This window comes from Desulfovibrio sp. (genome assembly GCF_041907885.1).
GTDB lineage: Bacteria > Desulfobacterota > Desulfovibrionia > Desulfovibrionales > Desulfovibrionaceae > Desulfovibrio.
This window is the reverse complement of the sequence record NZ_JAYRGM010000008.1, coordinates 41,191-67,663: the sequence shown is the minus strand read 5'-3', so window position 1 is coordinate 67,663 and position 26,473 is coordinate 41,191. Positions and strand designations below refer to the sequence as shown.

Below are 26,473 nucleotides of genomic sequence, written 5' to 3'. Positions count from 1 at the left end.
GCCCGTATTCGTCATTAACGCGGCTGTAAAAGCGGCCACAGGGACAGCCGGGGCTACAGCAAATCCCCTTCCCAGTTGAAGAGGCTCTTGCGCCGCATATCGGGCACAGAGGCGGGCGGGTTTTCCTGCATATGGGCAAAAAAGGCGTAGCCAGCGTCCATAAGCTCATGCCGTTTGCTGGTGATGTCCAGCGGCCAGCCGGGGTATATCCAGATGTTGCCGCCGTACTGCCGCGCCCAGAAGGGTTCGCCCATGGGGCTCAAAAAAGGCTCGTTGGGCTTGACGCCCAGCAGGCCAAAGCGGCTGATGCCCACGGGCCAGTAGCCGGAAAGCACCACGCCGAGAGGCAGGGGACTTTGCGTGGGCAGGGCCAGCATGTCTTCCTGCGCCAGTTCCGGGCTCACATAAGCGCCCACAAACCCCATTTTGGCCAGTATGCCAAGGGCAGAGGCATTGGCCGCGTTGCAGAACGGCCCGGCCAGCAGATCGGCGTTTTCATCCAGCTGTTCGGGGAACAGGCCGCGCTGCCACGGTGCGTTGCACACAAAATGTCGTGCGCCGTCGCGCCACAGCCGAGCGATGGAACGGCGGAGGGTTTCTTCTTCATCCGGCCAGATAACCGGGGGCAGCCACCAGCTCATGCGCGGGGCCACCGTGCGCGAAAGATCGGCGCTGCGGGCCGAAAGCCAAAGCCCCTGAAACTGGCTGCGGCCAGTGCGGGTTTCTTTGCCGTGGGGCACGCTGGAGCGCACATAGGTGTCGGGCCGGGGCTTGGCCTTGATGGGCTTGGGCAAAAGCGGATCGCTCTCCACAGCCTTGCTGGGGCGCGAGGGCATGGCCTCAAGCCGCGCCTGCCAGCTCTTGATGATGCGCATGAGCTCTGGTTCGCGCCGGTCGATCAAAAAGACGGGCGTGCCTGCCTTGGGCGTTTTGTGCCTGGGCAGACGCAGGGTAAGGCTGCCGCCCTTGGGAATGCGCCGGGTTACGGGCAGGGTGGCGTGCCAGCGTTCGTCCTCAACGCCCACGCGCAGATAGTCCTGCGGCAGCAGCTCAAAAAAGGGCTTGAGAATCACGCCAGCTTCGGGATCAATGCGTACCTTGCCCGCCAGCAGGCCCGAACTGGTCTGGCCGTCGGGCGAGGTGGGGATGGTGTGATCTTTTTGCGGCAAAAAGCGCGCGCGTGAGGCAGGACGCCCCAACGACATCTGCAAGATTTCTTCTGCCGCCTTGCGGGCCTGGGCATCGCCGGGGTTGTCGCGCAGCATGCGGTAGGCCGTAACCACGTGGTACACGTAGTGCGGGCCTTTTTTACGGCCTTCGATCTTCCACGAAACAAGGTGCGGGATGTTCATCAGGGTTTTTGCCAGCACGTCCAGCGAAAGGTCGAGGCACGAGAACCAGCGCCCGTTGTGTTCCTTGCCGCGTATCTGCCCGCGCGAGCCCTGGCGGCGGGGCGCGTCAAACGATTCGCCACGGCGGTCGTTGGGCCTGCCACGGTCGTCGGTCTTGCCCCGGCTGTCGGGCCTGCCGCGTCCGTCGCGGTTTTTGCGGGCAATATCCATGCGTGACTGTTCCTGGCGCATGCGGTCCTGTTCTTCACGCTCGGCATTGCGCACAAGGGCAATGGCCGCAGGGCCACCCTGGCGGTACACGCGGCGGCAGGGCTGCACGCAGCGGCCACGCAGGCCGCTTTTGCCGCCCATGTAGCTAGACCAGTAGCACCGGCCAGAAACGCAGTAGCACAGCGCGCCGTGTACAAAACATTCAAGGTCCAGGCCTTCGGGGCAGGCCTCGCCCATGGCGCGGATTTCGTCAATGGAAAGCTCGCGCGGCAAAATAACCCGGTCAGCACCAAGCTGTTTGGCCTGGATCAGGCTTTCGGGATGGGTGAGGTTGGCGAGCGTGGAGAGAAAAAGCCCCCCCTCAAAGCCAGCCTGACGCGCAAGATCGAGCATGGCCAGATCCTGCACAATGAGGCCATCGGGCCGCACCTGCCGTGCAAGGCGGGTTGCCAGACGGTAGGCCTGCGCGGGTTCGCCCGGCTTGACCAGGGTGTTCATGGCCACATAGACGCGCGCGTTTTCAGCGTGGGCCAGATCTGTGAGGCGCGAAAGCTCGGTGAGGCCAAAGTTTTCGGCCTGCATGCGGGCCGAAAAATGCTTGAGGCCCAGATAGATGGCGTCTGCCCCGGCGGCTAGGGCGGCCAGGAATGAAGGCGCGTCGCCCGCCGGAGCCAGAATTTCCGGCCGGGCGGGCGTGGGGGCGGATATGCTCGGATGATCCGCAGATGTGGAGAAAGTTTCGTTCATATTTTGTAGTACTCTTTGTACCAGTCCACAAAGCGGGCAATGCCCTCGCCAAGTGGCGTGGAAGGGGCAAAGCCGGTGGCGGCGGTGAGGTCGTCAATATTGGCCCAGGTGGATTCAACATCGCCCGGCTGCATGGGCAAAAGCTCTTTGCGGGCCTTCATGCCAAGGGCGTCTTCAAGGGTGCTGATGAAGTCGTTGAGTTCTACCGTATTATTGTTGCCTATGTTGTAGATGCGCCAGGGAGCAGAGCTGCTGGCGGGGTTGGGGGTTTCGGGGTCAAAGTTCGGGTCTGCCTGCGGGGCCAGGGGCAGCAGGCGCACCACGCCCTCGACGATATCGTCGATATAGGTAAAGTCGCGGCGCATGCGGCCCTGGTTGAAAACCTTTATGGCTTCGCCGCGCACAATGGCCGTGGTAAAGAGGTGCAAGGCCATGTCTGGCCTGCCCCAGGGGCCGTAAACCGTAAAAAAGCGCAGCCCTGTGCAGGGAATGCGGAACAGATGGCTGTAGGCGTGGGCCATGAGCTCGTTGCTTTTTTTTGTGGCCGCGTACAGGCTCACCGGGTGGTCAACATTGTGGTGTACGCTGTAGGGCCGTGCCGCGTTCATGCCGTATACGGACGAAGACGAGGCAAAAAGCAGATGCCCCACCTTGTTCTGGCGGCAGCCTTCAAGAATATGCCCAAAGCCCAGCAGGTTTGCATTGAGGTACGATTCCGGATTCTGGAGGCTGTAGCGCACGCCAGCCTGTGCCGCAAGGTTGACCACATGTGTGAATCCCTCGCGGGCAAACAGGGCAGCCATGGCAGGGCCATCGGCCATGTCCAGGGGTTCGTGACGAAAATTCCGCGCCTCCGGCATGGCGGCAAGTTGGGCCAGCCGGTCTTTTTTTAGTTGCACATCGTAATAGTCGTTGCAATTATCAACGCCCACAACGCTGTGGCCATCGGCCAGAAGCCGCCGGGAAAGATGGTAGCCAATAAAACCCGCTGCGCCAGTCACCAGAACATGCATGAGAACCTCCCAGGGTGCATGCAGGCAAGGTAAGCCAGATGCGCCTTTGGGGCAAGGGCGATGCGATGCCGCGAAATCCTTGTTCCGGCCAGTGGGGGCTTGCGGGAAAAAGCGCCGCATCGTATGTTTCGGGAACCGAGGTAACGAATGCAGAAAACAGAGAAAAACAGATCAGACGCGCAGGAGCGGCCAGCCGCATCTGCTGGCAAAAGCCGTAGCGTCGAGAGCGCCGCCTGGTACGCTGGCCCGTACAAGGACGCGCTCATATATCTTATGGTTGCCATTTTTTTTGTAGAGCTGGTAGTTGGCGGCGTGTCGTTTTTTTATGGTGTCATGCACGCCGCGCCCGAAGTTCCCGGTGGGCCGCCGCTGGCGCGCTTTCCCTGGCTGGGCTGGGCAGTGGCTGCGGTGCTTGCCCCTGTGGGGCTCATGCTTATTGTGCATCTTTCGGGAACCTGGGTTTCGCGCTATCTGGGGCGCGAAGACAACATGCGTGCCGAGGCGCAGGCAGGCGCACAAAGCGCCGACGACGAACAGGTTCCAGAACGGCTGCGCCGTTTTTACGCCATTATCCGCAACGCGCCCACGGTGGTCTTGCTGCTGGGCATCATGCTGCTGGGCGCGGGGCTGTTTTTTGTGGACGGGGCTTTTTCGGCCCTCATGCGTCTTGGCAGCGCGCTGACAGAGTATATTCCGTGGATTGCGGGCAGTCTGGCGGCCCTGATTGCCGTGTGCTATCTGGTACACCGCTGGTTTATGTACCGCCACCACCGCATGCAGCAGGAATATGAATACAGGCGCGAGGTGCTGGAACGCACGGGCATAGTGCTGGTGGACAAGGGCTGCATTCCCCTGCCGCAAAACGAGGTGCAGCGGCTTGCCCTTGGCGGTCAGGTGGTGGAGGCCAAGGCCCTGCCGCCCGTGCTTGATGCCGCAACAGGTGCGGCGCCTACCCCGGAAGGCCATACACCGCCCGCAAACCACGATGACGACGTGACCGACGCGGAAATTATCAGCCCGGAACCGGCTGACGTGGCCGATACGGCGAATATGTCAGGCGCAGAGATTGTTGCAGAGCCCGCAGAGGGCAGCGGCCCCGATACGGCAACAAAGCCCCAAAAGCAGGGCTAGCCCGGCGGCTTTATCCCGCAGGCCCACAAAGATGGCAAAAAAATGAGCATACCCAGACCAGGCAAGCCGGTTCGCGGTTCGCGCAGCGGTGTACCGCTCATGGCGCTTTTTGACCTCTTGGGCAAGCGGTGGGCCATGGGCGTCATATGGCAGCTGCGCCACGGGCCCGCCACATTCCGCGCCTTGCAGGAGGCTTGCGAGTCCATATCTCCGGCGGTGCTCAACAGCCGCCTCAAAGAACTGCGCGAGGCCATGCTTGTGTGTGCCACAGAAGAAGGCTACGCCCTTACGCCCATGGGCGTTGAGCTGAGCCAGTTGCTTGAGCCATTTGGAGCCTGGGCCATTACCTGGGCCATGGAAGTGGCCCCGGAGGAAGCCGAGCGCTGGAACGAGCTGCGAAAATACAGGCTCGCTTCTGCTGCCTCCCCCGGGGATACCTCTTCCAGTTAAGACTGGCTGGCGCGTTGCTGCGCCTTACTGTGCGGCCTTGATTGCCTTGAGCGTCCGCCCGCCGATGCCGATGGCGTCGGTTTCGTATTCCTCTACAAAGACCACAAACTTCTCCTGCGGAACAGACGTAGCTGCCACGGCGGCTGCGGTCAGGCCTTCGATCAAATTCTTTTTCACTTCTTCAGTGGTGCTGTGCATGGCTATGGTGATGACAGGCATGGGGATTCTCCTTGCTGTTTGATTCTTTGTCTGTGCCCGTACCTCTCATGGGTGCGGAGCCACAGGGGATGGTTGCCATTGTTCGCGCGCGCTATGAAATGCATAGCGCGCTATGAAAAAAATAGCAAGCCAGCCGGGAATCAATTCATCGAGAGAAGCTACAGTTCAATGTATAACAGTTTTAAAAATTTAATGTTTTTATAGCACAGGCCCGTTTACAGAGCGGCAGCCTGTGTGAGCCCGCGCTGCTCCAGCGCCAGATCTGCCAGCGCGTTGATGCAGGCCGCAGCCACTGCCGAGCCGCCCTTGCGCCCCAGCAGGGTAAAGTGCGTCCACGGGCTCTGGCGCAAGAGCTCCTTTGACTGGGCCGCGTTTACAAAGCCCACCGGCATGCCCACGATGAGGGCTGGCGGCTGCGCCCCGTGCGCCAGCACATCCAGCAACCCAAGCAGGGCTGTGGGAGCGTTGCCGATAACCACAATATTGCCGCCCATGTTTTGGGCAATGCTCTCAAGCCCGGCGCGTGAACGGGTAGTGCCACGGCTCGCGGCAAGTTCGGCCAGACCGGGCAGGGCCATGAGCGGTGTAACCGTTACCCCAAGGGGCTCCAGCCGGCGCAGGGGCAGGCCAGCGGCGGCCATGCGCGTGTCGGTGTACACGGTGCAGCCAGCCAGCAGGGCGGCCACGCCAGCCTCAAGACCCTTATTGCTCAGGCGAAGGTCGTGCAGGATGTCCGTATCGCCCAGCGTGTGGATGCAGCGGCGGGCCACACTCCACAGCGCACCGGCAAAGGGACGCGGCTCTGGAATCTCTGCATCAATGATTTCAAACGAGCGGGTTTCGATATGGGCCGGGGTGCAGGCCGGGTCAAGCTCCACCGAGGGAGAGGGCGAAGTGCGGTGTGTCATGGTGTCCTTATGGGTCTTGTGCTGCAATGTAGGCCGCGCAACCGGCAAGCCATGCGCGCCAGAAGCGGCGTGAGCCTTCGGGGTAGCAGTGCAGCCACGAGCCAGCCACAGAGCCCTTGCGGCAGCCGTCGGCCCGCAAAAAGCGGCCCTGGCTGTCGTGCAGCTGCCACAGGGGGCTGCACCCGGCGGGCAGGGGGGCGGGTTGCTCCTGCGCATAATGAAATTCGTGCCCCCGTACCCACAGGGGGCGGCTGTGGGCGGTCGGGAGCCAGTCGGCCTGCGCCTGCGCGGCCCGATAGCCAAGGGCCGCCTTGTTTTGTCCCAGGGTGCAGCTGCAGGGCAAGAGACCGCTCATGGCGTATTCCTGCCCGTGCAGCATCAGGCTGCGCATAAGATACATGTAGCCCCCGCATTCGCCATACATGGGCATGCCCTGGGCGGCCAGAGCGTGCAGGGCCGAGCGCATGCTGGTATTGGCAGCAATGCGCCCTGCGTGCAGCTCGGGATACCCGCCGGGAAAGTACAGGCCCGCGCAGTGACGTGGCGGCGCGTTATCCCGCAGAGGAGAAAAGGCCACCACTTCGGCCTTGAGCTCACCCAGCAGGGCGGGCAGATCGGCATAGCAAAAGCTGAAAGCTTCGTCCCAGGCCATGCCGATGCGCAGGGGCCGCGTGTCACGCCCCTTGCCCGTGCTTGCAGGGGAAAAGAAGCGGGCTGCCAGTGTAATGGGCGCTGTAGGGGGCGGTGTAGAAGCTTGCGCCGTGGTATGGGCGGGCAGAGGCCGCCGTAGTGTGCCCGCACCAGCCCTTTGCAGCAGCATGTCGATAGTGCAGTGGCTTTCTGCCCATTGGGCCAGGGCGTGTCTGTCAAGGTCGGGCAGCACTTCGCGTGCTTCAACCAGCCCAAGATGGCGGGCGGGCAGTGTGGGGGCTCCCTGCCGTGGCATCAGGCCCAGCAGGGGAACGCCGGAGCTCTTGCAAAGGGGGGCGAGCGACTGCCGCAACAGGTCGGCGTGGCGCGCACTGCCCACATGGGTGCAGACAATGCCCAAAAAGGAAAGGGGTTTGTTTTTTGCCCAGGCGGGCCGGTGGTGCAGAAAGCCCTCTGCAAGCGCGGCAACCGATTGACCCATGCCCCCGGCATTGAGCACCAGCAGCAGGGGCAGGCCCAGCAGGCCCGCCAGATGGGCGGTGCTGCCAGCTCCCTTGTGGCCGCCGTCAAAAAGCCCCATGGCTCCCTCAATCACAACCATATCTGGCACAAGAAGGTTATGGGAAGTGGGTAGAGCCGTTGTGGTGTCTTCCAGCGGCAGTTCGGGCAGAGCCATGCGTTCAAAAACACGCCTCAGCCCGGCAGGCAGCCGGGCCGACCCCCCAGCCCCGGCGCTCAGGGGGCGTTCTGTGGGTGAAGGGGCTGATTCGCGGCACATCCATGTGTCGAGATTGGCCGCAGGCTGCCCGGTGAGAGCGGCGTGAAAGGCCGCATCAATGTAGTCTGGCCCGGTTTTGGCCGCCCGCGCCACAAGACCCCGCTCGTGCAGGGCGCAGAGCAGGGCCAGGGTAAGGGTTGTTTTGCCGGAATTGCTGCCCGTGCCGCCTATGACAAGGCCGGGCAGGCTCGGCTGCGGCCTGGGCATGGTGCGCTCCTGCTGTTGCGGCCAGAAAAACCTTGCTGGCAGCGGCTTCAGCGCTGTCGCAGGGCCTCGGCTATGATGGCTGCATCTTCATCGGGCCGGGCCTTGAGTTGCAGCTCTGGGTTGCCGCCCGTGCAGGCAAAGCCTGTGGGCCCCAGTTCCACAAAACCGGCAGAGACTACGCGGCTGTAGGGCAGCTGTTCGCGCATGTCGCTGTGGTCCACCCGGCGGGGAAAGATAAAGGGGACTTCCTGACCGGAAAAATCTTCAACGATGAGGTACTTCACAGGAGCCTCCTCAGCGCGCGTCGGACGCGGCGGGCTTGGCATTGCGGCGGTTTTGCAGATACTGCCGCACGGCCTTGTTGTGGTCGGTGAGATTGGTGGAAAATACGTGTTCGCCACCATCAAATTTAGCGACAAAATACAGATAGTTGTGCGCCTCTGGGCGCACGGCTGCGGCCAGGGCGGCAGCGCCGAACGAGCAGATGGGCCCGGGCGGCAGGCCGGGGCGCTGATAGGTATTGTAGAGGTTGTTGGCATCGTCGAGATCGCGGCGGCGCAAGTTGCCGTCAAAGTTGGGGCCAAGGCCGTAGATCACCGTGGGGTCGGCCTGAAGCAGCATGCCCTTGGTGATGCGGTTCTGGTACACACCCGCCACGCGGGCGCGTTCCGCATCAATGCCGGTTTCTTTTTCCACAATGGAGGCAAGGATTACCCAGGTTTTGAACTGGTCTGTCTGGCCTTGCTCCGGCTTTTTGCCATCGGGCCACACAGGGGCTGTTTTGCGCCAGAAGTTATCGACCATGCGCCCGGCAACAGCCTTGGCCTGCGCAATATCCATAACTTCATTTTTTTTGAGCAGATAGGTGTCTGGCATCAAAAAGCCCTCAGCCGTGGCAAAGGGGATGCCGTAGTGGCGCAAAAAGTCGGGGTCAGTGACAACCTTGCGAAAATCTTCAAAAACGACCAGCCCGGCTTCTTCAAGCACCTTGCCCGTCTGCCACCACGAAAGGCCCTCTGGCACGGTAACGCGGTAGAGCACCGGGTGTCCGTTGACCAGTTCGTCCAGCACTTTTTCTGGCAGCCAGCCGGTATTGAGGGCGAATCTGCCAGCCTGAAGGCGGTTTTCCCACTTTTTATAGCGGGCCAGCAGATCAAGCTTGCGGGCATCGGTTACCACGCCCAGCTTGACAAGCCCCGCGCTCACCTGCGCCAGCCGCGCCCCGGTGGGAACGTCAAAAAAAACATCGCGGCCTGGGGTTTCGGGCGTGGTGTTCAGGAACGAGTGCGCCTCGTAGGCCACCCAACCCCCGCCGGCAAGAGCCAGCAACAGCAGTACCCCAAGCGTGCGCAGCAGAATCTTCATGCGGGTCTCCGGTCATGCGGCGCAAGCGACAGAAAGGAGGAGAGTATGCGCACGGCGGCCTGCTGGTCGAGCACGGCCTTGCGTTTGCGCATTTTCAGACCGGCTTCACGCAGGTCAGACCACGCTTCCTGAGAGCTCAGCGCTTCCATCATAAAGAAAAAAGGCAGATCAACCCGGCGCTTGAGGCGCTCGGTGATATTGCGGATCTGGCGGGTGGTCAGGCTTTCCTCGCCGTCGAGGGTAAGGGGCAAACCAACCACAACAGCCTCTGCCCCGGCCTCGACTATGCGCTCGGCCAGAGCTGCCAGAAAGGCCTTGCGGTCAGAAAAATCTTCAAGCCGCACGGTCATCAGGGGAAAGGCCAGCCGTCCTTCCGGGTCGGATACGGCAAGGCCGGTGCGGGCCAGGCCGTAGTCTACGCCAACGAATTTCAACGCAAGCCCCAGTGTGCGCGCCGCAGCGCGTGTTGCAGCGGAAGGTGTCCGCAAGTTGTGTTCATGTTGCCGCTGTGCCCTAAATGATGCCCAATAGTGAAAGCAGGCCCACAGCGCTGCCGCTGACAAGCGGGCCCAGCACCAGGCCGAGCGCACCGGTAAACAGCAACAACAAAAGAATGACAAAGCCGTAACGCTCAATACTCAGGTAACGATATGAAGCACTTGGGGGCAAAAAGTAGGCTACGACCTTGCTGCCGTCCAGCGGAGGAATGGGGATCAGATTGAGCCAGCCAAGGCCAAAGTTAATGATCACGCCTGTCTGGATGGTCTTGAGCGCAAAAACGTAGCTGGTGCTGTGCAGCCATTGCTGTGGCGGAAAAATCTGGATCACAGCCCACAGCAGCAGGCCAAAAAGCGTTGCCAGCAAAAAGTTTGTGAGCGGCCCGGCAAGAGCCACCAGCATCATGTCTTTTGCGGGATTGCGGAAGTAACGGGGGTTGACCGGCACGGGCTTGGCCCAGCCAAAAACAAAGGCCCCGGAAAGGCTGGTGAGCACAAAGGCCAGCAGCCCCATGGGATCAATGTGCGGCAGGGGGTTCAGGGTCAGACGGCCCATGAACTTGGCCGTGGGGTCGCCGCAACGGTAGGCCACCCAGCCGTGGGCAACCTCGTGCAGAATGATGCCCAGCAATGCGGGAACAGCGGCCACAGCCAGGGTGCTCAGCACCTGTGATATGTCTAGGTTCAGCATATGTTGCGGTTACCATTTTCCGCCTGTTGCGGCAAGGCTGGGTTAGCCAGAAGAGGCCACCTTGCGCACCAGCAGGGTATCGCCAGGCCAGATGTGGCGGTCGGGGGTGAGCAGCTGGCCCTCGCGGGCCACAAGGGCCGTTTCTTCGGCAAGGCCCAGGGCCGCAAGCAGCTGGCGTGAGGTTTTGGGGCGCGGCAGGGAAAGGTGCTTTTCTTCCGGCTGCACCAGCACTGTGACGCGTGCGCCCGTGTGTTCGGGTTTGACCACCTGAACGTGGGGGGCGTGCGCAGCGGCATGGGGGGCAGAAGATTCGGTGGCCGGGGTTTCGGTGGGCGGGGTAGCGGTGTCGGTCATCATGATGCTCCTACAGGTATTCTTCCAGCAGTGCGCATGTGGCGCAAACCAGGGGGGCACAGGTTGTAATGAACAGATTGTCCTTGCGCACGGCGGCCATGCCTTCGGGCGTGGTGAGGTCGTGCCCCAGAACTTCGCGGCACAACAGGCCTCCGTGCGCCTTGGCAAAGGCCTCGGTAAAGGCATCGCGCCGGTCGTAAAAGGCCTGTTTTTGCGGGCGGGCGCAGGGGCCCTCAGGCCCGTGCATGAGGCCCAGCACCATAAGCGCGCCCGAAACGCAGCCGCACACCTCGGCCCTGCCCATGCCGGAGCCAAAGGCAGAGGCCACGCGCAGGGCGGTTGCTTCCGGCAGATCAAGCCGGTCGGCAAAGTGGGCCAGCACCTGCTGGGCGCAGATGATGCCCATATTGAAATTTTCCCGAACCTCGTCAAGTTCCGGCAACTGGTTCATCCTGTTATCCTTGTGTGCAGAAGTAATAGATAACGGTGACTACGGTCATGCTTGCGGCCCGCAAACCCTGATTGGCCAGAATCAGCCGCAGGGCCAGCGCAGGCCGGAAAAACCCGGAGTATGAAGGAAACTGGTGGCGGATGGCGCGCATGGGTGTGGAAAGTATGTTGCCCACCATGAGGGCCAGCACCACGTCGCGCGGGGATAACCCGCCCGTTTGCAGCACACTGCCAGCGGCCCCAAGGGCCGCGCCAAGCTCTGCCGCAAGATGCAGCACAATTATGCCCATGGCCTGCGGCTTTAAAAACGAAAGCCAGCCCATGTGGTTAGCCAGCCATGCCTCGGCCAGCGCAAAATAGCCATAGTGCTGCAAATAAAACATAAGCACATAGATGGGCACTGTGAAGTAGACCAGTTTGGGCAGTCGGCGCAAAAAACGCTGCCATGCCTTGCGCAGCGCGTCGCCCCACGAGGTTCCCTGCTCCTTGAGATTCTTGCAGGCAATGCAGCCCGGCGGTGGCGGCGGCAAAAGGCGGCGCGACAAAACAACGGTAAAGCCCGTGCGGCCCGCAGCGGCCACAAGTGTCAGGGCCACGTAGACCAGGGCCGGGGTTCCCAGCACCGGCCACGTGAGCAGAAAGATGGTGGGCGTGTGTACCAGATAGGCGGGCAGGCTATTGAACAGATTTGCCAGCATAAGTTCGTTGTTGGACAGCTCGCCGATGTTGTGGCTGTCTGAAAGCAGGCCGTTGGCGGCGGCGGGCGAAACAAAGGCCAGCGAAAAACTTGCGCCTGCCACATCTCGCAGATGGGCGGCCCGCGCCAGCGGAGAGGCCAGCCGGGCCAGATGGCGCGTCCAGCGCAGGGCTTCCAGCAGATTTGCCACCATCAGGCCAACAGCAAGGCCCAAAAGCAGGCGCAGCAGGGGCCAGCCAAGGGAATACCACAGGGTGGCAAGAGAAAGTGCGGTATCTGAAGTGCTTGGTGTCATGCGGGTGATTCTGGCGGCTGGCCTGAAATGCTGAAATAAGAACGCCTGGTTTGGTGCGCCCTGCGCTTCTATACGCAAGGGCAGAGTGTGCAGATACGAACGTGCTCAGGGTTTGTAGCCGGTATCGGGGGGCAGGTCTTTGCGGCCAGCCTCGGCACGGGCCAGAACATCGCAGCGTTCGTTTTCGGGGTGGCCCGCATGGCCCTTGAGCCAGCGCATGCTCACCTTGTGGGTGGCAAGCAGGGGCAGCAGCCGCTTCCACAAGTCCACATTGAGGGCGGGTTTTTTGTCGCTCTTGATCCAGCCCTTTTTTTGCCAGCCCCAGACCCAGCGCTTTTCTATGCTGTCGCACACATACTTTGAGTCAGAGTACAGTTCGACCTCGCAGGGGCTTTGCAACTGGGCCAGCGCTTCTACCACGGCCAGAATTTCCATGCGGTTGTTGGTGGTCAGCTTGTAGCCACCGGCAAATTCCTTGCGGTAGTCCTGATCCTCGAGTTTGAGCACTGCGGCCCAGCCGCCGGGGCCGGGATTGCCAAGGCACGAGCCGTCAGTATGGATGGTCACTTTTTGCATTGGGTTCCTTTACACTTGTTCCTGCCGCAGCTGTTGCGGCGAGGGCCAAGCATACACGGCAAAGCCCCGCTGGGCAATGTGCCTCGTGCGCGAGGGGCTGCAACGGCGCGGGTCGGCCCTGCACTGCAAGACCGGCCCGCGCTGAGGAAAATGCAGACTTAGGAATTTTTGAGGTTGTCGATGATTCTCGACAGGTTCTGGGCCTGGGCGGCCAGCTCTGATACTGCTTTGTTGGCCTCGCCCATGGCCTGTGACGTTTCAGCGGCAATGGTGTTAACGTGCTCGACCGAGCGGGCAATTTCTTCTGACGAGGCAGACTGCTCCTCGCTGGCGGTGGCGATACTGCGCACCTGATCTGCGGTCTGTTCGGAAAGATTCAGAATTTCGGTAAGAGCATCACCGCTGCTGGCGGCCAGCTCTGCCGCAAGGTTTACCTTGCCCACAGCCATATCCATGCGTTTTACACCTTCATTGGAGCTGTCCTGTATGGCCCGGATGGCCTTGCCCACGTCCTGGGTTGAGGCCATGGTTTTTTCTGCCAGCTTGCGCACTTCGTCTGCTACCACGGCAAAACCTCGGCCCGCATCACCAGCGCGTGCCGCCTCGATGGCCGCGTTGAGGGCCAACAGGTTGGTCTGGTCTGCTATGTCTGAAATGACGGTCATGATTTCATTGATGGCCTGGGCATGGCCAGAAAGCGCGTCCATGCTGGATTTGAGTTCCATGGTTTCTGTCTGCACTTCGTCCATGGCCTGGCGGCATCTGGCGGTGATCTGCTCGCCCTCGCGCGCCTTGCCCTGCGCAGAAGATGAAAGGTTTGCGCCCGCGCCCGCGTTTTTGGCCACTTCAATAACCGTGGCGTTCATTTCTTCCACGGCGGCAGCGGTGTCGGCAATGCGGTGGGCCTGCTGTTCTGCGCCTTGCGAAGACTGCTCGATCTGGGCAGAAAGCTCTTCTGAAGCAGACGCAATAACGCTCACCACGCCTTCAAGCTGGGTGGCAGCGTCAAGCAGGCCCTCCCTGCGGGCGGTTTCGGCGCGGGCGGTTGCTTCTTCTGCCACAAGCTGGGCTTTTTGTGCCTGTTCTGCCGCCTGCTGGGCTTTGCGCGATTCTTCCTTGGCGTGGTCGATATGCCCCTTGAGCGCCTGCACCATGGCCACAATGGATTCGTACACGCCAACCTTGGGGCTGCCGTCGTCGATGTTGTAGTCGCCGTCCACCACACGCAGGGCAATGGAGTTGAGTTCGCCGGGGTCTTTGCCGAGCTGCTTGTGGGTTCCGCGCAGGATAATGACGGCAATGGTCGCGCCTGCCAGCAGAGCGGCCGCCAGCATGCCTATGACAAGAAGTTTGGCCGTGGCGTAAAGTTCTTCGCAGCCTTTCCCTGCCTGCTGACTGCCTGCGGTATTTATGCGCACAAGTTCTTCAAGAAGGTCGCTGCTTTTATCAAAAATTGCGCGCGTATTGCCCCGCAGATGGTTACGTGCCTCATCGTTTTTTCCCTCTGCGGCCAGCTGTGCCACATCTTTGGAGGCTTCCATGTAGTTTTGCCATTCTCGCAGGAACAGCTCGTAGGCCCTTTTTTCTTCACCGGCAGAAACGAGGGGGTCGTACTTGATTTTGTTTGCTTCCATTTTTTTGAGGATGCTATCCATGCGGCCTTTGAAGCGCGCGTGGTCGTCGGCTGTGGTAGTGCTTGCCAGCTGTACCTGAGCCAAACGGTAATCCGATGTGTTTACGTTGAGATTCAATACATAACGGGTGGAGGGGAGCCAGTCGGTATTGATCTCTTCAGTGCCAGCATTGATTTTTGCCATCTGCACGAGGCTGAACAATCCGAGCGCAACTGTAAGAGACATTAAAAATCCGGCCATCAAGGACAATTTTACACTCAATTTCATGATACTTCTCCACCTGATGCATTTTGCACACTTTGATTGTTATCCTTTGTATATATTTTAGCGGCAAGTTATTGCCACTATGTTGCCAGGGAAAATGGGTAAAAATTAATTGCCGATACGCAATATTACTAGTATCGGCGGTTTTTATAGTTTTTATAGTTCATAGTAATTTCGATTTAAATGTTTTGTTTGAATATGATACATAATAATTTTGTCATAATTAATGTTGTAAAAGTGAATTAATGCACATAGTCGTGGTAGGCATCCGCCGTGGCGGTATTTGAAGGTTCTTTTTTTGTGCAAATTTTTTTTCTACAGTTATAATTTAGCGTTAAAAATATGCTGATGTGGTTGGATAACTCCATTTTAATTGATTATTTGCCAAGTAAGAATTCGAAAATTTTATAAGTATGTGCATTAATACAAAAATATAAAGCACGAAAATTTATCAACCGTGATAATGGCGGGTGAAACAATGAAGGCCGGGGCATGGCATGCCCCGGCCTGAGAAAGTGACGGAAATTCATGTGTGTGGTCTGCCTGCGCAGGGCCGTATATGCACGGTGCTCAATGCTGGCGTGTGAAACAGGTGTTTGCTGCACGCCGTAGTCGGCTTAGTCTGCTTCGTTGCCCGCGCGCAGCAGGCATTGCAGCAGCACATCTGTGCCCGCTGCACAGTCCTGCCAGGTGGTGTTCTCAACCTCGGCATGGCTGCGCCCGCCGATGCTGGGCACAAAAATCATGGCCCCGGGCACTACCTGGGCAATGTAGATCATGTCGTGCGAGGCCCCAGAAACCATGTCCAGGCAGGGCAGCCCAAGCCCGGAAGATGCTTCGCGCACCATTTCGCGCAGGCGCTGATCAAAGGGTACGCGTGAAACCTGCCAGATACGTTCGGGCATCACCTGACAGCCCGCCTGCTGGGCGGCCTCGGCAAGTGCCGTCTCGATGTGTTGGCAGACCTCGTCGGTGGCGGCTTCGTCCCAGCCGCGCACGTCGATGGTAAACTGCACGTCCCCGGCAATAACGTTGCGCGAATTGGGCGAGGCGTGTATCTCGCCCACCGTTGCCACCACCTGGCCGGAATTGTGGGCGATTTCAAAAATACGCGCCGCCATGAGCGAAAAGGCGTACACAGCGTCGTGCCTGTTGCCCATGGGCGTGGGCCCGGCATGGTTGGGTACGCCCTGTACGCGCACATTGTACCAGCGCAGGCACACTATGCCCTGTGGCAGGCCGATGGGCATGTGTTTTTCTTCCAGCACCGGCCCCTGCTCTATATGCAGCTCAAAGGCAGCATGCACCGGGCGAGGAAAATAGCAGGAATCTCCCCGGTAGCCGATGCGGGCAAGTTCATCGCCAAGGCAGATACCTTTTTGATCCGTGAGGGCGTACATGGCCTGCTGCTCAAGTTTGCCAGCCCACACGCCAGAGCCAGTGCAGCCGGGGGTAAAGCGTGAGCCTTCCTCGTTGGTCCAGTCGGCCACCACAAGGTCACGCAAAAGGGTAATGCCGGCATCGCGCAGGGCGTTTACCACTTCCACGCCAGCCACAACGCCAAGCATGCCGTCAAAGCGCCCGCCAAGGGGCTGAGAATCGCCGTGCGAGCCTGTCATCACCGGGGGCAGGCTTCTGTCCTTGCCGGGCAGTACGCCAAAAATGTTGCCCATGGCGTCCACATGGATTTCGCAGCCCAGCTCAGCCAGCCATGCGCAAAGCTGCTGCCGCGCGTCCCTGTCGGCATCGGAAAGGGCCAGCCGGGTGACCCCGCCGCCAGCGGTTGCGCCAAAGGCAGAGATCGCTTCCATGCGGTTTTGCAGCCGCGCCATGTTCACACGCACACTGTTCATGCGTTTTTCCTTCCTTAGTGCTTTACCGCATTGTGGGGCGGGGAACGGCCTGCTACCGAACCCCGCCAGTGGGACACTTCCCCCTTCCAGGGTTGGGCTCCCTATGACATGCCGAATTTGTCGCGGAACAGTTTGCCGGTGCGTTCCATGTCCGAATCGGCCCAGGTGCGGCGCATGCGGTTGAGGGTGGGCATGCCCAGATTGAATTCGGCCAGCCAGTTGCGGGCAAAGATGCCTTTTTCCGTCTCTTCAAAAATCTGCTGGATGGCGTCTTCGTTGATCACGCGCGGGCCAGAGGTGCGCACGGCGAATTCGCAGGTGCGGCTGGCCCGGCGAGTGAGGTATTCTTCGATACCCACTTTGTCGATATCGTCGATGATGGAACGGATGGAGCGCACGGCCTTGGCATAGGCAAAGGAGGCGGGGTAGCCGTTGTCGGTCATGACCTTATAAATGGAGCGCATGAGCTGGATGGCCCCGCCGTAGAGCACCTGTTCTTCAAAGTTGTCGCCCTCGGTTTCGTGCTGGAACGACAGCTTGATGGTTCCCACGCGGGTGCTGCCCACGCCCTTGGCAATGGCAAGGGCCGTGGCGGCGGCATGGCCGCTGGCATCCTGATCCACAGCCACAGCGCCGTAGATGCCCGAGCCTTCCTTGAACTTGCGGCGCACCACGGGGCCTGGGCCGTTGGGCACAAACAGTATCACGTCCACATCCCTGGGCGGCTTGATGGTACCGTAAAGAATGGCAAAACCGTGCGCAAAGCTGAGGGTCTGGCCGGGGCGCAGGTGGGCGTGGATGGAAGAATAATACACGGCGGGCTGCGCCGGGTCTTGCAGCAGAATGTGAACGATGTCGGCCTTTTTAACGGCTTCCTCGATGTCGTACACGGCAAAGCCGTCGGCCTCGGCGTCTTTCCAGCTATTGTGAACGGTGCGGTCGCCCACGCCAATAATCACGTTGATGCCGCTGTCGCGCAGGCTTTTGCCCTGGGCCTTGCCCTGGCTGCCATAGCCGATGATGGCTATGGTCTTGCCCTCAAGCACTGAAATATCGACGTCTTCATCCCGGTAAATTTCGCCAAACTGTGACATGATGAATCCTTATTGGTGAGCGGCGGGCTACAGGGCCACGTCGCGGTTGCAGTCTTTGGAATAGATGTAGGTAAGTCTGCCCCTGCCGGTGGCGTACACTGCCTGCGGGGTGTAGGGGCCAAAGAAGATAAAGTCTTCCTTCTGCACCTGAATCCACTCGGCCCCCAGCAGGTAGATACCTTCGCCCTCCAGCAGGTAGGCCCCGTGCTCCTGCACGTGGGTTTCCACAAAGGGGTGGCAGCCTGCGGGTTCAAAGCTGAGCGTGTGCATGTTCATGTCAAAGCCAAGGTGTGTGGGCAGCAGATCGCGTATGAACACGTTGGCCATGTCTTCGTAGATGCGTTCTTCCATTGTTGCGGTATTGCCAAACACGGCTTCGGCCTCGTGGCCGGGCAGGGCGGTGTAGCGCTGCTTGTAGAGCAGAAAGCGCACCGGGGCATTGGTGGTATTGCTGAAAACAAGCCCCTTGCCTGCGGGTGAAAACACGTAGCCGCCGGGGGACAGCACTTCGCTTTGCCCGCAGGTGGCGGCGGTCAGCGCCCCCGCGCCGTCCATGACATACAAAAAGGCCTCCACGCCCGGTTCCTGCGCAAAGGGGGCAACCGTGCCCCCGCCGGGCAGGGCCGTGCCCACATACTGCACAAAGCTTGCGCCTAGCTTGGGCGAGGCAATGATGGACATGGTGCAGCCCTCGATGCCGGGAATGACATTGCGCACCCGGCCTTCGGGCGGAATGACCGCATATTCGCCGGGGCGAATAACCGCCCGTGTTTTCAGCAAACCCTCTGGATAAGCCATGTGTCCTCCTGGAGCAGATTCAGGTTATGTGCTCAGGCCGGGAACAGCCCGGTCTCCGCAACGGGCGGCCGCAGTGCGGACGCCGGAGCAATTTCACAATAAATTGCTCAAAAAGATCAGCCTACCGTCTGAATGAACGAAGCAAGTTCGGGTGTGGCGGGGTTGGCAAAAAGCGCCTTGGGGGCCCCGGCCTCGTGAACCTTGCCCTGGTGCATGAACACCAGCTTGTTGCCCACCTCGCGCGCAAAGCGCATTTCGTGGGTGACCATGATCAGGGTCATGCCTTCGGCAGCCAGCTTGCGCACCACTTCAAGCACTTCGCCCACCAGTTCCGGGTCCAGGGCCGAGGTGATTTCGTCACACAGCAGCATCTTGGGCCGCATGGCCAGCGCGCGGGCAATGGCCACGCGCTGCTGCTGCCCGCCGGAAAGCTGATCGGGAAAGGCGTTGAACTTGTCGGCAAGGCCCACCCTGGCGAGCATTTCGGCGGCCAGGGCGCGCACCTCGGCCTCTGGCTCACTTTTGACAATGCGCGGTGCGAGCATAACGTTTTCGCCAGCCGTAAGGTGCGGAAAGAGGTTGAACTGCTGAAAAACCATGCCCACCTTGAGCCGCAGGGGCCGCAGATCGTTTTCCAGCCCGCTGACGCGGTCGCCGTCGATTTTGACAATGCCCGCATCAAAGGTTTCCAGCCCGTTAAGAATGCGCAAAAATGTGCTTTTACCCGATCCGCTGCGGCCAATAACGGCCACAACGTCGCCTTCTTCCACCGTGAGGTTCACCCCACGCAGCACCTTGGTTTCACCAAACTGCTTGTGCAGTTCGTCAACGACGACCAGTGGCATGGAGCCTCCTTTCAATACGCCGGGCAAAGGCCGACAGCGGATAGCACATCAAAAAATAGCCCACAGCCACAAGGCCATACACAAGCAGCGGCTTGAATGTTGCGTTGGCGATCATGGTTCCGGTTTTGGTTATTTCCATAAAGCCGATGATGGAGGCCACAGCCGTGCCTTTCACTACCTGTACCGAAAAGCCCACAGTCGGGGGGATGGCTATGCGCAAAGCCTGGGGCAGAATGACGTAGCGCAGTTGCTCGCGGCGGTTCATGGCAAGGCATGCCGATGCCTCCCACTGACCCTTGGGCAATGCTTCCACACATCCGCGCCAGATTTCGGCCAGGTACGCGCTGGTAAAAAACGTGAGGCCCAGCGTGGCGGCGGCCAAGGGCGAAATATCAACGCCAAACAGGGCCAGCCCGAAAAAGATGAGAAAAAACTGCATGAGCAGCGGGGTATCCTGAAAAAACTCGATGTAGGTTTTGGCAAGAGCCTGAAACTGCACCTTGGGCGATATGCGCACAAACAGTATCAGCAGGCCCATGGGCCCGCCCAGAACAAAGGCTATGCCAGAGAGCAGTATTGTCCAGCCTGCGCCAGCAAGCAGATGGCGTATCATGTCCCAAAGGGTAAAGCTGATCATGCGCGCCCCCTGCGGATGTAGTATTTGCCAAAGGCTTGCAGGCTCTTGCGCACGGCCACGGCCAGGGCAAGGTACATAAGCGTGCTTGTAAGGTAGACCTCAAAGGCGCGGAAGGTGCGGCTCTGGATCAGGTTTGCCTCAAAGGTCAGCTCTTCTGCGGCGATCTGCGAACAGACAGAAGACCCCAGCATGACTATGACAATCTGGCTGCACAGGGCAGGCCACACGGTTTTGAGCGCCGGGCGCAAAATGACATGGCGCAGGCACTGCCAGCGGCTCATGGCCAGTGAATCGGCGGCTTCGATAAGTCCCCTGGGCACAGCTGCCACGCCAGCCCGAATGATTTCGGTGGAGTACGCCCCAAGGTTGACAACCATAGCCAGCACGGAGGCTTCCCATCCGTTGAGGCGCACCCCAAGAGCGGGCAGGCCAAAGTAGATAAAGTACAGCTGCACGATAAAGGGCGTGTTGCGAATGCATTCCACATAGACCGTAAATATCGGGTGCAGAAAGGGCAGCCGCCACTCGCGCGAAACCGCGCCCAATATTCCTACGGCAAGGCCCACTGTTGCACTGACAGCCGTAAGAACCAGCGTCAGTGCTGCTCCCTGAACCAGCAATGGCCAGTTTGCCGCTATGGGCTCGAAGGTAAACTGATAGGCCATGGCTGTTCTCCCCACAGGCGGTCACCGGTTTGGTGACCGTTTCCTGCATGTGGTGCTGGCGGCGGCCGGGCCGTGCCAGCGCTCGTCCACATGGTTGCTACGCGTCTGGCTTACCGTTATGACGTTGCGGTCAGACCGGTAAGGTGGCAGTCTCGTTTTCTTGGCGCTTTTCGCCAGACAACTGCCAGCGGTATTTTAAAAATCCTGCGGAAGTGAGGTGTGCAGCCATGTTTGCGCAATGGCCTCAAGCTGTCCGTCTTTTTTTGCCTGGGCGATGATTTCGTTAACGGCGGCTTGCAGTTCGGGCTGGTTTTTGTTCAGGCCTATATAGCAGGGCGAGTTCTTGATGCGAAATTTGACTTCCAGCTGTTTGGCGGGCTTTTGGGCGCTGATGGAAGCCGCCACCACATTGCCCGTGGCCACAAGCTGTACTTGGCCCGAAAGGTAGGCGGCGATGGTTGAGCTGTTGTCTTCAAACCGGCGTATCTCTGTTGACGCGGGCGCGATCTTGGTCAGCTCCATGTCTTCCACCGCGCCACGGGTAACGGCTATGGTTTTGCCGGCCAGGTCTTCGGCCTTGGCAACAGCAAGGTCGGCCGGGCCAAAAACTCCGTTGAAGAAAGGTGCGTATGCTGCGGAAAAATCAATGGCTTTTTCGCGCTCGGCATTTTTGCCCAGCGATGAGATGACCAGATCCACCTTGCCCGTGGTAAGGTAGGGAATGCGGTTGGTGCTGGTAACCGGCACAAGCTTGACCTTGACGCCCAGGCTTTTTGCGATCAGCCGGGCGGTATCAATGTCGTAGCCCACGGGTTGCATGTCGGAACCCACAGAGCCAAATGGGGGGAAGTCCTGCGGAACGGCCACCGCCAGCACGCCAGATTTTTTGATTGTTTCCAGTGTGTTGTCGGCTGCCTGTGCGCCCGTAGCGTAGGGCAGGGCTGCTGTCAGCAGCAAGACGGCCAGTGTGAAACCAAGGCGGCTGAAAAAGTTTTGCATGACGTCCCCCGAAGAAAATGTTGAAGTGAGTCCGGCCAATATCCACATTTTGGTTGGTATCTGGTAAGACCGGTAAAAAAATGATTGCTCTGTTTCTACAAATTTGTCAATGTGGAAAAAAGAGAAAAAATCAATCTACAAATTGGTGGAAATTATGTATGCAAAAATACAAGGAAAAGTAGAAAATTCTACTAAAATGTGGAAATCAAGTTCTGAAGAAGCTGCGGAAAGCATTCTTTCGATGATTCAGGCCAATAACTGGCAAGAGGGGCACAAGCTGCCCCCGCAGCGTGCTCTGGCAGAATCGCTGGGCGTCAGCCGCCCCACCGTGCGTGAGGCGCTGGTTGTTCTGGAAACCATGGGCAAGGTGAGCATTTTGCCGGGCAAGGGCGTATTTTTGTACACCCGCGCCCAGGAAAGCCCGCCAGCAGCCTCGCGGCGGTCTGACCGCTCGTTCATTGCGGGCAAGGAAACGCAGATATATCAGTTCAGGCACGCCATAGAGCCTGCCATAGCGGCGCTTGTGGCCCTTAACGCCACGCAGGCCCAGATTGACGACATGGCGGCCATGATGGACGAAATGCGGCAGGCCGGTGTGCGGGGCGACGTGCTGCACTTTTCGCAGCTCGACTTTGCCTTTCATAGCCAGATGATCGAGGCGGCCAACAATCCCTTTTTTATTGATGTCATGCGCCCGTTTTTTGATCTTTTTTCCGAAAGCCAGCGTTTGCCATTTTCCAATCAGGAAGGGCTGCGGGATACCATGAGTGAGCACGAATCGCTGCTGGAACATTTACGCCTGCGCGACCCGCACGGAGCGCGCAGGGCCATGGAAGAGCACGTCATCGCCACTGCTGGCAGAGCTGGCGTGCGCATTACCGCGTGGTAGCAGGCCTGCGGCCAATGGACAGGCAAGGCCAACATGCAGACGGAGAACAGGTCTGCCAGGCTGCAAAAGGTGCGCAATAACGCAAGATTTTTGTCGTAATTAGCCTGTATGTATAAATAAAAAGCCGGGGCAAACCGCAATGGTCTGCCCCGGCTTTTACGCAAGCTGTATGCTACGGCCTAGTAGCGGTAGTGGGAAGGCTTGTAAGGGCCCTCGACCTTCACGCCAATGTAGTCGGCCTGTTCGGGGGTGAGCTTGGTGAGCTTGACGCCCAGGCGTTCCAGATGCAGGCGCGCCACTTCTTCGTCCAGTTCCTTGGGCAGGGTGTAGACCTTGTTTTCAAGCTTTTCGGAGGCAAGCTTGAGCTGGGCAAGGGTTTGGTTGGTAAAGCTGTTGGACATGACAAAGCTGGCATGGCCGGTGGCGCAGCCAAGGTTTACCAGACGGCCCTCGGCCAGCACGATGATGCTGCGTCCAGATTTGAGCGTCCACTTGTCCACCTGCGGCTTGATGTTCAGGCAGGTGATGCCGGGGGTGTTTTCGAGGTAGGACATCTCGATTTCGCTGTCGAAGTGACCGATGTTGCACACAATGGCCTCGTCCTTCATGGCCTCCATGTGCGCGCCGGTGATAACGTGGTAGTTGCCGGTGCAGGTCACGTAGATGTCACCCTGGGGCAGGGCGTTTTCAATCGTGGTGACTTCATAGCCTTCCATGGCAGCCTGAAGGGCGCAGATGGGGTCGATTTCGGTAACCAGCACGCGCGCGCCAAAGCCGCGCATGGACTGGGCGCAGCCCTTGCCCACATCGCCGTAGCCCACAACCACAACCACCTTGCCAGCCACCATGATGTCGGTGGCGCGCTTGATACCGTCGGCCAGCGATTCGCGGCAGCCGTACAGGTTGTCGAACTTGGACTTGGTGACTGAGTCGTTGACATTGATGGCGGGGAACAGCAGGGTTCCGGCGGCTTCGAGCTGGTACAGGCGGTGTACGCCGGTGGTGGTCTCTTCCGAAACGCCCTTTACCTTGGCGGCAACCTTGTGCCAGTGCTGCGGGTCTTCCTTGAGGCGCAGCTTGAGGCGGTCAAGGATGCACTGAAATTCCTTGTTGTCGGTGGGCTGGTCAAGGATGGAGGGGTCGTCCTCGGCCTCAACACCCTTGTGGATGAGCAGGGTGGCGTCGCCGCCGTCGTCCACGATAAGGTCGGGGCCGCTGCCGTCGGGCCAGGTAAGGGCCATCTCGGTGCACCACCAGTAGTCTTCAAGGGTTTCGCCCTTCCAGGCAAAAACCTTGGCCATGCCGGTTTCGGCAATGGCTGCTGCGGCATGATCCTGAGTGGAAAAAATGTTGCAGGAAGCCCAGCGAATGTCAGCGCCAAGGGCGTGCAGGGTCTTGATAAGCATGGCCGTCTGAATGGTCATGTGCAGCGAGCCCGTGACCTTGAGCCCCTTGAGGGGTTTGGTGGGGCCGTATTTTTTGATGCATTCCATCAGGCCGGGGGTTTCGCGCTCGGAAAGCTGCATTTCTTTTTTGCCAAAGTCGGCCTGCGACATGTCGGCGACTTTATAATCCAGGCTAAGGTCGAGGGGCTTGATCATGGTATTCTCCTATCTGCAATTTTGTTGTCGTTATTGGTAGGTGTGGAACGAACTTGGCGCAGCCATTGCTGGCATGCTTCTGTGAAAATGTTTCTGCCAGTATGCTTTTGTCAGCATGTTCTGTCAGCAGGCCTCTGCGCTCAACAGCAGCAGGGTCATGTTGCGGTCTACCGGCATGTGCTTGCAGTGCAAAACCCTGAAACCCGCAGCGGCCAGGTCTTCGCCCAGTTGCTGCTCGTCAAAGCCAAGCCAGCGGTCACCGTAGCGGTTGCGCATGGTTTCATCCGCGTGGCGCAGAAAATCGGCCACAAAGAGCCTGCCGCCCATGGCCATGATGCGGCGAATTTCGCGCAGGCCTTCTGCCGGGTCGGAAAGATGGTGCAGCACAAGGTTGATGCAGGCAAAGTCTGCCTCGTGGTCGCGCAGGGGCAGGTGGCTCAGCTCGCCTATACGCAACGAAACACGGTCAGCGGCCAGGTCTTCGGGTGTAAAGCGGCGGCGGCATATTTCAAGCATGCGGGCAGAGCCGTCCACGCCAATAAGCCCACGCACCCTCGGCAGCATGCGGGCCAGCACCCCGCCCGTTCCGCAACCAAGATCCACCGCTGTTCCGCAGTCTTGGGGCACGGCTTCACACACCGCTTCAGAAAGATCAAATGTTCCGAGCACTTCGCGATTCAGCTCGTCCCAGTCTTCCGCAATGGCGTTAAAGAACTGGCGGGTCTTGAGGGCGCGTTCTTCCAGTATCTGGGCGGCCATGTTGAGGTCTGAGCGCATGGCGACATCGGGATGGATAAAAGGCGTGATGGCACGCAAAAATTCGCGTTCTTCGCCAGAGCGGGAGGTGGCATAAAAAACCCATAATCCATCACGCCGCGAGGTAAGCAGCCCGGCCTCGGTGAGTATCTTGAGGTGGCGCGAAACCCGCGACTGACCCATATCGAGTATGCTGACCAGCTCGTTGACCGAGAGTTCGTAATGCAGCAAGATGTGCACAAGCCGCAGACGTGTTTCGTCAGAGAGAGCCTTGAAAAATAGAAGTGCCATGGTATTCCCGTAAATCAAATTTGATTGATTTAAGTATCAACATATCCGCATATAGTCAATATGTTCGTTGTGCGCACGCAGTTTGGCGTCCGTCGCACCCGCACCCAACAATGCCTGGAGCCGAGATGGCAGTATTTCGCAAGCGCCAAAAGGATGCGCAGCCCGTACCTGTCATGGAGGTTATGACCACAGTGCTGGCAGGGCTTGGCGCAGCCCCAGAGCAAGGAGCGGCCAGAGCGCGGTTGCAGCAGCTTTGGCTCAACTGGGACATGGTTATGGGGCCAGACCTGGCCCCGTTGGCGCGTCCCATGGGCCATCATCGTGATCTTTTGCTTATTGGGGCAGAAGATGCCATGCTGGCGCAAGAGCTTCACCTTATGGCCGATGAAATTCTGGAGAGGGTTAATGCCTTTATGGAGCAGCCATTTTTCAGCGCCATCAAGGTCAGCCTGCTCATGGGCAAGGCCGGGCTGGACAAAACGGCAGTTCGTACTTCAGCCCCAATCCGGCCCGCCAGGCCTGCAAGGCCAGAACCACCAGAGGCGCACGGCCTTTATCTTGAGGCCATGGACCCCTCATCGCCTGTGGCGCGTGCCTATGCCCGTTTTGTGCGCCTGCGCCAGCAAAAATAATATATATTACACATTGTTACATATGGATTCTGGTTTTTGCCGCAACCGCAATGCGCCAAGCTGCATTGGGTGTTTTGCAAAAAAAAACGGCGGGCGTGGCTGCCTTGGAGTGCGTTGGCCCTAGGGCTGGAGTTGGTTGGAAAACAGCGAACCGCAAAAGAAAACATATCTTTTTTAATCAAATAAATTAAATTGTTAGGAATATTGTTTGCTGTTTGTGCATGCGATTTTGTTGTTCATTTGCTGCGCTTTATTGACAACGCTTCTGGTGCAGTGCTAGTTTTCCCCCACGTTGTTTGGGGATTTTTGCGACCACTGTTTGGTCAGACCCTGCGGAGGATAATGCATGGACGCGCAGAAAACCATGGAAGACATTTGCCTGAAACAGGACAATGGCTGCGATTTTGTTTTTAGTGGCCGTCTGTTTTCAGAATGCTCATGGTACGATGAATCGCAGGGTACACTGACCCGCCAAAAGCTCTATGTGACTGAAAACAACGAGCAGATTTACTACATTGTCCGTTCCAGCGGGCCCGAACGCAGCCGCCACGCGTACAAGCTGTTCATGCGCGGCGATGTGTGCGTTATCCACAATGGCGCTACCGAAATGGCCCTTCAGTTTGACATGCTCATGCTGGCCGTGCGCGGTTTGTGCGGGCTCGATTCTGGCGCGACCCCCTCGCTCTCTATGGTTGAAGAAATGCTCAAGGCAGCCAATGCCTGATATTTCCATATAGCCGCTGCTGGCGCTGGTGCGCTGGCAACAGCAACCTCCACATGAAATGGCCCTCCTTGAGAGGGCTTTTTCATTTTCGTGGGTCATGGCCCAGGGGCAGGGTGTGATGGGCCGAGCCCTGTACGCAAGCATCCCGACCGCAGCAAGAAGTTGCGGTCGGGATGCTTGTCAATAAATACTACCGGGTA

Annotated in this window: 28 protein-coding genes; 5 read left to right on the top strand and 23 right to left on the bottom strand. The window is 59.2% G+C overall.

Features of this window, described 5'->3' with window-relative positions; genetic code table 11:
* Positions 1-53: 53 nt before the first annotated feature.
* Together ACE3NW_RS06440 and ACE3NW_RS06435 are read right to left on the bottom strand one after the other, a co-directional pair.
* Entirely contained in the window at positions 54-2,309 is a 2,256-nt protein-coding gene (locus ACE3NW_RS06440) for a peptidase U32 family protein (RefSeq protein WP_374281575.1), read from the bottom strand.
* The gene (locus tag ACE3NW_RS06435; RefSeq protein ID WP_374281573.1) at positions 2,306-3,322 is read right to left on the bottom strand and encodes an NAD-dependent epimerase; all 1,017 of its coding nucleotides are present in this window, start codon (positions 3,320-3,322) and stop codon (positions 2,306-2,308) included. The genes ACE3NW_RS06440 and ACE3NW_RS06435 overlap by 4 nt, the downstream gene beginning before the upstream one ends.
* A gap of 147 nt (positions 3,323-3,469) precedes the next feature.
* On the opposite strand from ACE3NW_RS06435, the gene ACE3NW_RS06430 reads away from it, so the two are divergent.
* Both ACE3NW_RS06430 and ACE3NW_RS06425 read left to right on the top strand, forming a co-directional pair.
* Positions 3,470-4,453 (top strand): hypothetical protein, encoded by a 984-nt coding sequence (locus tag ACE3NW_RS06430; RefSeq protein WP_374281571.1) that lies wholly within the window; start codon positions 3,470-3,472, stop codon positions 4,451-4,453.
* Between the two features lie 42 nt (positions 4,454-4,495).
* Positions 4,496-4,903: a winged helix-turn-helix transcriptional regulator gene (locus tag ACE3NW_RS06425; RefSeq protein ID WP_374281569.1), complete on the top strand. Its 408-nt coding sequence runs from the start codon at positions 4,496-4,498 to the stop codon at positions 4,901-4,903.
* 24 nt (positions 4,904-4,927) lie between these two features.
* On the opposite strand, the gene ACE3NW_RS06420 is transcribed toward ACE3NW_RS06425, so the two are convergent.
* From ACE3NW_RS06420 to ACE3NW_RS06330, 19 genes are all read right to left on the bottom strand, one after another.
* Positions 4,928-5,122, bottom strand: coding sequence for a tautomerase family protein (locus ACE3NW_RS06420; RefSeq protein ID WP_291331549.1), 195 nt, complete (start codon positions 5,120-5,122; stop codon positions 4,928-4,930).
* A gap of 215 nt (positions 5,123-5,337) precedes the next feature.
* On the bottom strand, positions 5,338-6,030 hold the full coding sequence (locus ACE3NW_RS06415) for a precorrin-8X methylmutase (RefSeq protein WP_374281566.1): 693 nt from the start codon (positions 6,028-6,030) through the stop codon (positions 5,338-5,340).
* Positions 6,031-6,037: 7 nt separating this feature from the next.
* Positions 6,038-7,666, bottom strand: coding sequence for a cobyrinate a,c-diamide synthase (locus ACE3NW_RS06410; protein ID WP_374281564.1), 1,629 nt, complete (start codon positions 7,664-7,666; stop codon positions 6,038-6,040).
* Positions 7,667-7,713: 47 nt separating this feature from the next.
* Positions 7,714-7,950, bottom strand: coding sequence for a hypothetical protein (locus tag ACE3NW_RS06405; protein ID WP_374281562.1), 237 nt, complete (start codon positions 7,948-7,950; stop codon positions 7,714-7,716).
* A gap of 10 nt (positions 7,951-7,960) precedes the next feature.
* Positions 7,961-9,031 (bottom strand): endolytic transglycosylase MltG, encoded by a 1,071-nt coding sequence (gene mltG, locus ACE3NW_RS06400; protein ID WP_374281560.1) that lies wholly within the window; start codon positions 9,029-9,031, stop codon positions 7,961-7,963.
* On the bottom strand, positions 9,028-9,465 hold the full coding sequence (gene ruvX / locus ACE3NW_RS06395) for a Holliday junction resolvase RuvX (protein ID WP_374281622.1): 438 nt from the start codon (positions 9,463-9,465) through the stop codon (positions 9,028-9,030). Before ruvX ends, mltG begins: the two co-directional genes overlap by 4 nt.
* A gap of 79 nt (positions 9,466-9,544) precedes the next feature.
* Entirely contained in the window at positions 9,545-10,219 is a 675-nt protein-coding gene (locus ACE3NW_RS06390; RefSeq protein ID WP_374281558.1) for a site-2 protease family protein, read from the bottom strand.
* A gap of 42 nt (positions 10,220-10,261) precedes the next feature.
* Complete coding sequence (locus ACE3NW_RS06385; protein ID WP_374281556.1) at positions 10,262-10,576, bottom strand: hypothetical protein; 315 nt, start codon at positions 10,574-10,576, stop codon at positions 10,262-10,264.
* A gap of 7 nt (positions 10,577-10,583) precedes the next feature.
* Positions 10,584-11,024 carry a C-GCAxxG-C-C family protein gene (locus ACE3NW_RS06380; protein WP_374281554.1) on the bottom strand — a complete coding sequence of 147 codons (441 nt, stop codon included), beginning with the start codon at positions 11,022-11,024 and terminating at the stop codon, positions 10,584-10,586.
* A 4-nt stretch (positions 11,025-11,028) separates the two neighbouring features.
* Positions 11,029-12,015: a hypothetical protein gene (locus ACE3NW_RS06375; protein WP_374281552.1), complete on the bottom strand. Its 987-nt coding sequence runs from the start codon at positions 12,013-12,015 to the stop codon at positions 11,029-11,031.
* 105 nt (positions 12,016-12,120) lie between these two features.
* Positions 12,121-12,591, bottom strand: coding sequence for a ribonuclease HI (gene rnhA, locus ACE3NW_RS06370; protein WP_374281550.1), 471 nt, complete (start codon positions 12,589-12,591; stop codon positions 12,121-12,123).
* 158 nt (positions 12,592-12,749) lie between these two features.
* Positions 12,750-14,492, bottom strand: a complete 1,743-nt coding sequence (locus ACE3NW_RS06365; protein ID WP_374281548.1) for a methyl-accepting chemotaxis protein — start codon at positions 14,490-14,492, stop codon at positions 12,750-12,752.
* A 614-nt stretch (positions 14,493-15,106) separates the two neighbouring features.
* Complete coding sequence (locus tag ACE3NW_RS06360) at positions 15,107-16,342, bottom strand: Zn-dependent hydrolase (protein WP_374281546.1); 1,236 nt, start codon at positions 16,340-16,342, stop codon at positions 15,107-15,109.
* A gap of 101 nt (positions 16,343-16,443) precedes the next feature.
* Positions 16,444-17,436: a ketol-acid reductoisomerase gene (ilvC, locus tag ACE3NW_RS06355; RefSeq protein WP_374281544.1), complete on the bottom strand. Its 993-nt coding sequence runs from the start codon at positions 17,434-17,436 to the stop codon at positions 16,444-16,446.
* Between the two features lie 27 nt (positions 17,437-17,463).
* Positions 17,464-18,234, bottom strand: a complete 771-nt coding sequence (gene allE, locus ACE3NW_RS06350) for a (S)-ureidoglycine aminohydrolase (RefSeq protein ID WP_374281542.1) — start codon at positions 18,232-18,234, stop codon at positions 17,464-17,466.
* 116 nt (positions 18,235-18,350) lie between these two features.
* Positions 18,351-19,079 carry an amino acid ABC transporter ATP-binding protein gene (locus ACE3NW_RS06345; protein ID WP_374281540.1) on the bottom strand — a complete coding sequence of 243 codons (729 nt, stop codon included), beginning with the start codon at positions 19,077-19,079 and terminating at the stop codon, positions 18,351-18,353.
* A complete protein-coding gene (locus ACE3NW_RS06340) occupies positions 19,060-19,716 on the bottom strand; it encodes an amino acid ABC transporter permease (protein WP_374281538.1) in 657 nt (218 codons plus the stop codon). Before ACE3NW_RS06340 ends, ACE3NW_RS06345 begins: the two co-directional genes overlap by 20 nt.
* The gene (locus ACE3NW_RS06335) at positions 19,713-20,381 is read right to left on the bottom strand and encodes an amino acid ABC transporter permease (RefSeq protein ID WP_374281535.1); all 669 of its coding nucleotides are present in this window, start codon (positions 20,379-20,381) and stop codon (positions 19,713-19,715) included. The genes ACE3NW_RS06340 and ACE3NW_RS06335 overlap by 4 nt, the downstream gene beginning before the upstream one ends.
* A 195-nt stretch (positions 20,382-20,576) precedes the next feature.
* The gene (locus tag ACE3NW_RS06330) at positions 20,577-21,380 is read right to left on the bottom strand and encodes a transporter substrate-binding domain-containing protein (protein ID WP_374281533.1); all 804 of its coding nucleotides are present in this window, start codon (positions 21,378-21,380) and stop codon (positions 20,577-20,579) included.
* 196 nt (positions 21,381-21,576) lie between these two features.
* Here ACE3NW_RS06330 and ACE3NW_RS06325 point away from each other — a divergent pair, with 196 nt between their 5' ends.
* On the top strand, positions 21,577-22,269 hold the full coding sequence (locus ACE3NW_RS06325; RefSeq protein ID WP_374281531.1) for a FadR/GntR family transcriptional regulator: 693 nt from the start codon (positions 21,577-21,579) through the stop codon (positions 22,267-22,269).
* A gap of 179 nt (positions 22,270-22,448) precedes the next feature.
* Here ACE3NW_RS06325 and ahcY read toward each other — a convergent pair whose 3' ends face one another.
* A complete protein-coding gene (gene ahcY, locus ACE3NW_RS06320) occupies positions 22,449-23,870 on the bottom strand; it encodes an adenosylhomocysteinase (protein ID WP_374281529.1) in 1,422 nt (473 codons plus the stop codon).
* A gap of 123 nt (positions 23,871-23,993) precedes the next feature.
* Entirely contained in the window at positions 23,994-24,917 is a 924-nt protein-coding gene (locus tag ACE3NW_RS06315; RefSeq protein WP_374281527.1) for an ArsR/SmtB family transcription factor, read from the bottom strand.
* 125 nt (positions 24,918-25,042) lie between these two features.
* On the opposite strand from ACE3NW_RS06315, the gene ACE3NW_RS06310 reads away from it, so the two are divergent.
* On the top strand, positions 25,043-25,549 hold the full coding sequence (locus tag ACE3NW_RS06310) for a DUF721 domain-containing protein (RefSeq protein ID WP_374281525.1): 507 nt from the start codon (positions 25,043-25,045) through the stop codon (positions 25,547-25,549).
* A gap of 346 nt (positions 25,550-25,895) precedes the next feature.
* Positions 25,896-26,273 (top strand): hypothetical protein, encoded by a 378-nt coding sequence (locus ACE3NW_RS06305; protein WP_374281523.1) that lies wholly within the window; start codon positions 25,896-25,898, stop codon positions 26,271-26,273.
* Positions 26,274-26,473 lie beyond the last annotated feature (200 nt).

Bases quoted from the DNA above. Each gene is read 5' to 3' on its own strand.
- ACE3NW_RS06375 (WP_374281552.1), bottom strand. From the start codon at position 12,015: ATGACACCAAGCACTTCAGATACCGCACTTTCTCTTGCCACCCTGTGG.
- mltG (WP_374281560.1), bottom strand. From the start codon at position 9,031: ATGAAGATTCTGCTGCGCACGCTTGGGGTACTGCTGTTGCTGGCTCTT.
- ACE3NW_RS06310 (WP_374281525.1), top strand. From the start codon at position 25,043: ATGGCAGTATTTCGCAAGCGCCAAAAGGATGCGCAGCCCGTACCTGTC.
- ACE3NW_RS06330 (WP_374281533.1), bottom strand. From the start codon at position 21,380: ATGCAAAACTTTTTCAGCCGCCTTGGTTTCACACTGGCCGTCTTGCTG.
- ACE3NW_RS06340 (WP_374281538.1), bottom strand. From the start codon at position 19,716: ATGATCAGCTTTACCCTTTGGGACATGATACGCCATCTGCTTGCTGGC.
- ACE3NW_RS06305 (WP_374281523.1), top strand. From the start codon at position 25,896: ATGGACGCGCAGAAAACCATGGAAGACATTTGCCTGAAACAGGACAAT.
- ACE3NW_RS06345 (WP_374281540.1), bottom strand. From the start codon at position 19,079: ATGCCACTGGTCGTCGTTGACGAACTGCACAAGCAGTTTGGTGAAACC.
- ACE3NW_RS06335 (WP_374281535.1), bottom strand. From the start codon at position 20,381: ATGGCCTATCAGTTTACCTTCGAGCCCATAGCGGCAAACTGGCCATTG.
- ACE3NW_RS06390 (WP_374281558.1), bottom strand. From the start codon at position 10,219: ATGCTGAACCTAGACATATCACAGGTGCTGAGCACCCTGGCTGTGGCC.
- rnhA (WP_374281550.1), bottom strand. From the start codon at position 12,591: ATGCAAAAAGTGACCATCCATACTGACGGCTCGTGCCTTGGCAATCCC.
- ACE3NW_RS06385 (WP_374281556.1), bottom strand. From the start codon at position 10,576: ATGATGACCGACACCGCTACCCCGCCCACCGAAACCCCGGCCACCGAA.
- ACE3NW_RS06420 (WP_291331549.1), bottom strand. From the start codon at position 5,122: ATGCCTGTCATCACCATAGCCATGCACAGCACCACTGAAGAAGTGAAA.
- ACE3NW_RS06325 (WP_374281531.1), top strand. From the start codon at position 21,577: ATGTGGAAATCAAGTTCTGAAGAAGCTGCGGAAAGCATTCTTTCGATG.
- ACE3NW_RS06365 (WP_374281548.1), bottom strand. From the start codon at position 14,492: ATGAAATTGAGTGTAAAATTGTCCTTGATGGCCGGATTTTTAATGTCT.
- ACE3NW_RS06425 (WP_374281569.1), top strand. From the start codon at position 4,496: ATGAGCATACCCAGACCAGGCAAGCCGGTTCGCGGTTCGCGCAGCGGT.
- ACE3NW_RS06380 (WP_374281554.1), bottom strand. From the start codon at position 11,024: ATGAACCAGTTGCCGGAACTTGACGAGGTTCGGGAAAATTTCAATATG.
- ACE3NW_RS06435 (WP_374281573.1), bottom strand. From the start codon at position 3,322: ATGCATGTTCTGGTGACTGGCGCAGCGGGTTTTATTGGCTACCATCTT.
- ACE3NW_RS06415 (WP_374281566.1), bottom strand. From the start codon at position 6,030: ATGACACACCGCACTTCGCCCTCTCCCTCGGTGGAGCTTGACCCGGCC.
- allE (WP_374281542.1), bottom strand. From the start codon at position 18,234: ATGGCTTATCCAGAGGGTTTGCTGAAAACACGGGCGGTTATTCGCCCC.
- ACE3NW_RS06440 (WP_374281575.1), bottom strand. From the start codon at position 2,309: ATGAACGAAACTTTCTCCACATCTGCGGATCATCCGAGCATATCCGCC.
- ACE3NW_RS06315 (WP_374281527.1), bottom strand. From the start codon at position 24,917: ATGGCACTTCTATTTTTCAAGGCTCTCTCTGACGAAACACGTCTGCGG.
- ACE3NW_RS06360 (WP_374281546.1), bottom strand. From the start codon at position 16,342: ATGAACAGTGTGCGTGTGAACATGGCGCGGCTGCAAAACCGCATGGAA.
- ACE3NW_RS06410 (WP_374281564.1), bottom strand. From the start codon at position 7,666: ATGCCCAGGCCGCAGCCGAGCCTGCCCGGCCTTGTCATAGGCGGCACG.
- ilvC (WP_374281544.1), bottom strand. From the start codon at position 17,436: ATGTCACAGTTTGGCGAAATTTACCGGGATGAAGACGTCGATATTTCA.
- ACE3NW_RS06430 (WP_374281571.1), top strand. From the start codon at position 3,470: ATGCAGAAAACAGAGAAAAACAGATCAGACGCGCAGGAGCGGCCAGCC.
- ahcY (WP_374281529.1), bottom strand. From the start codon at position 23,870: ATGATCAAGCCCCTCGACCTTAGCCTGGATTATAAAGTCGCCGACATG.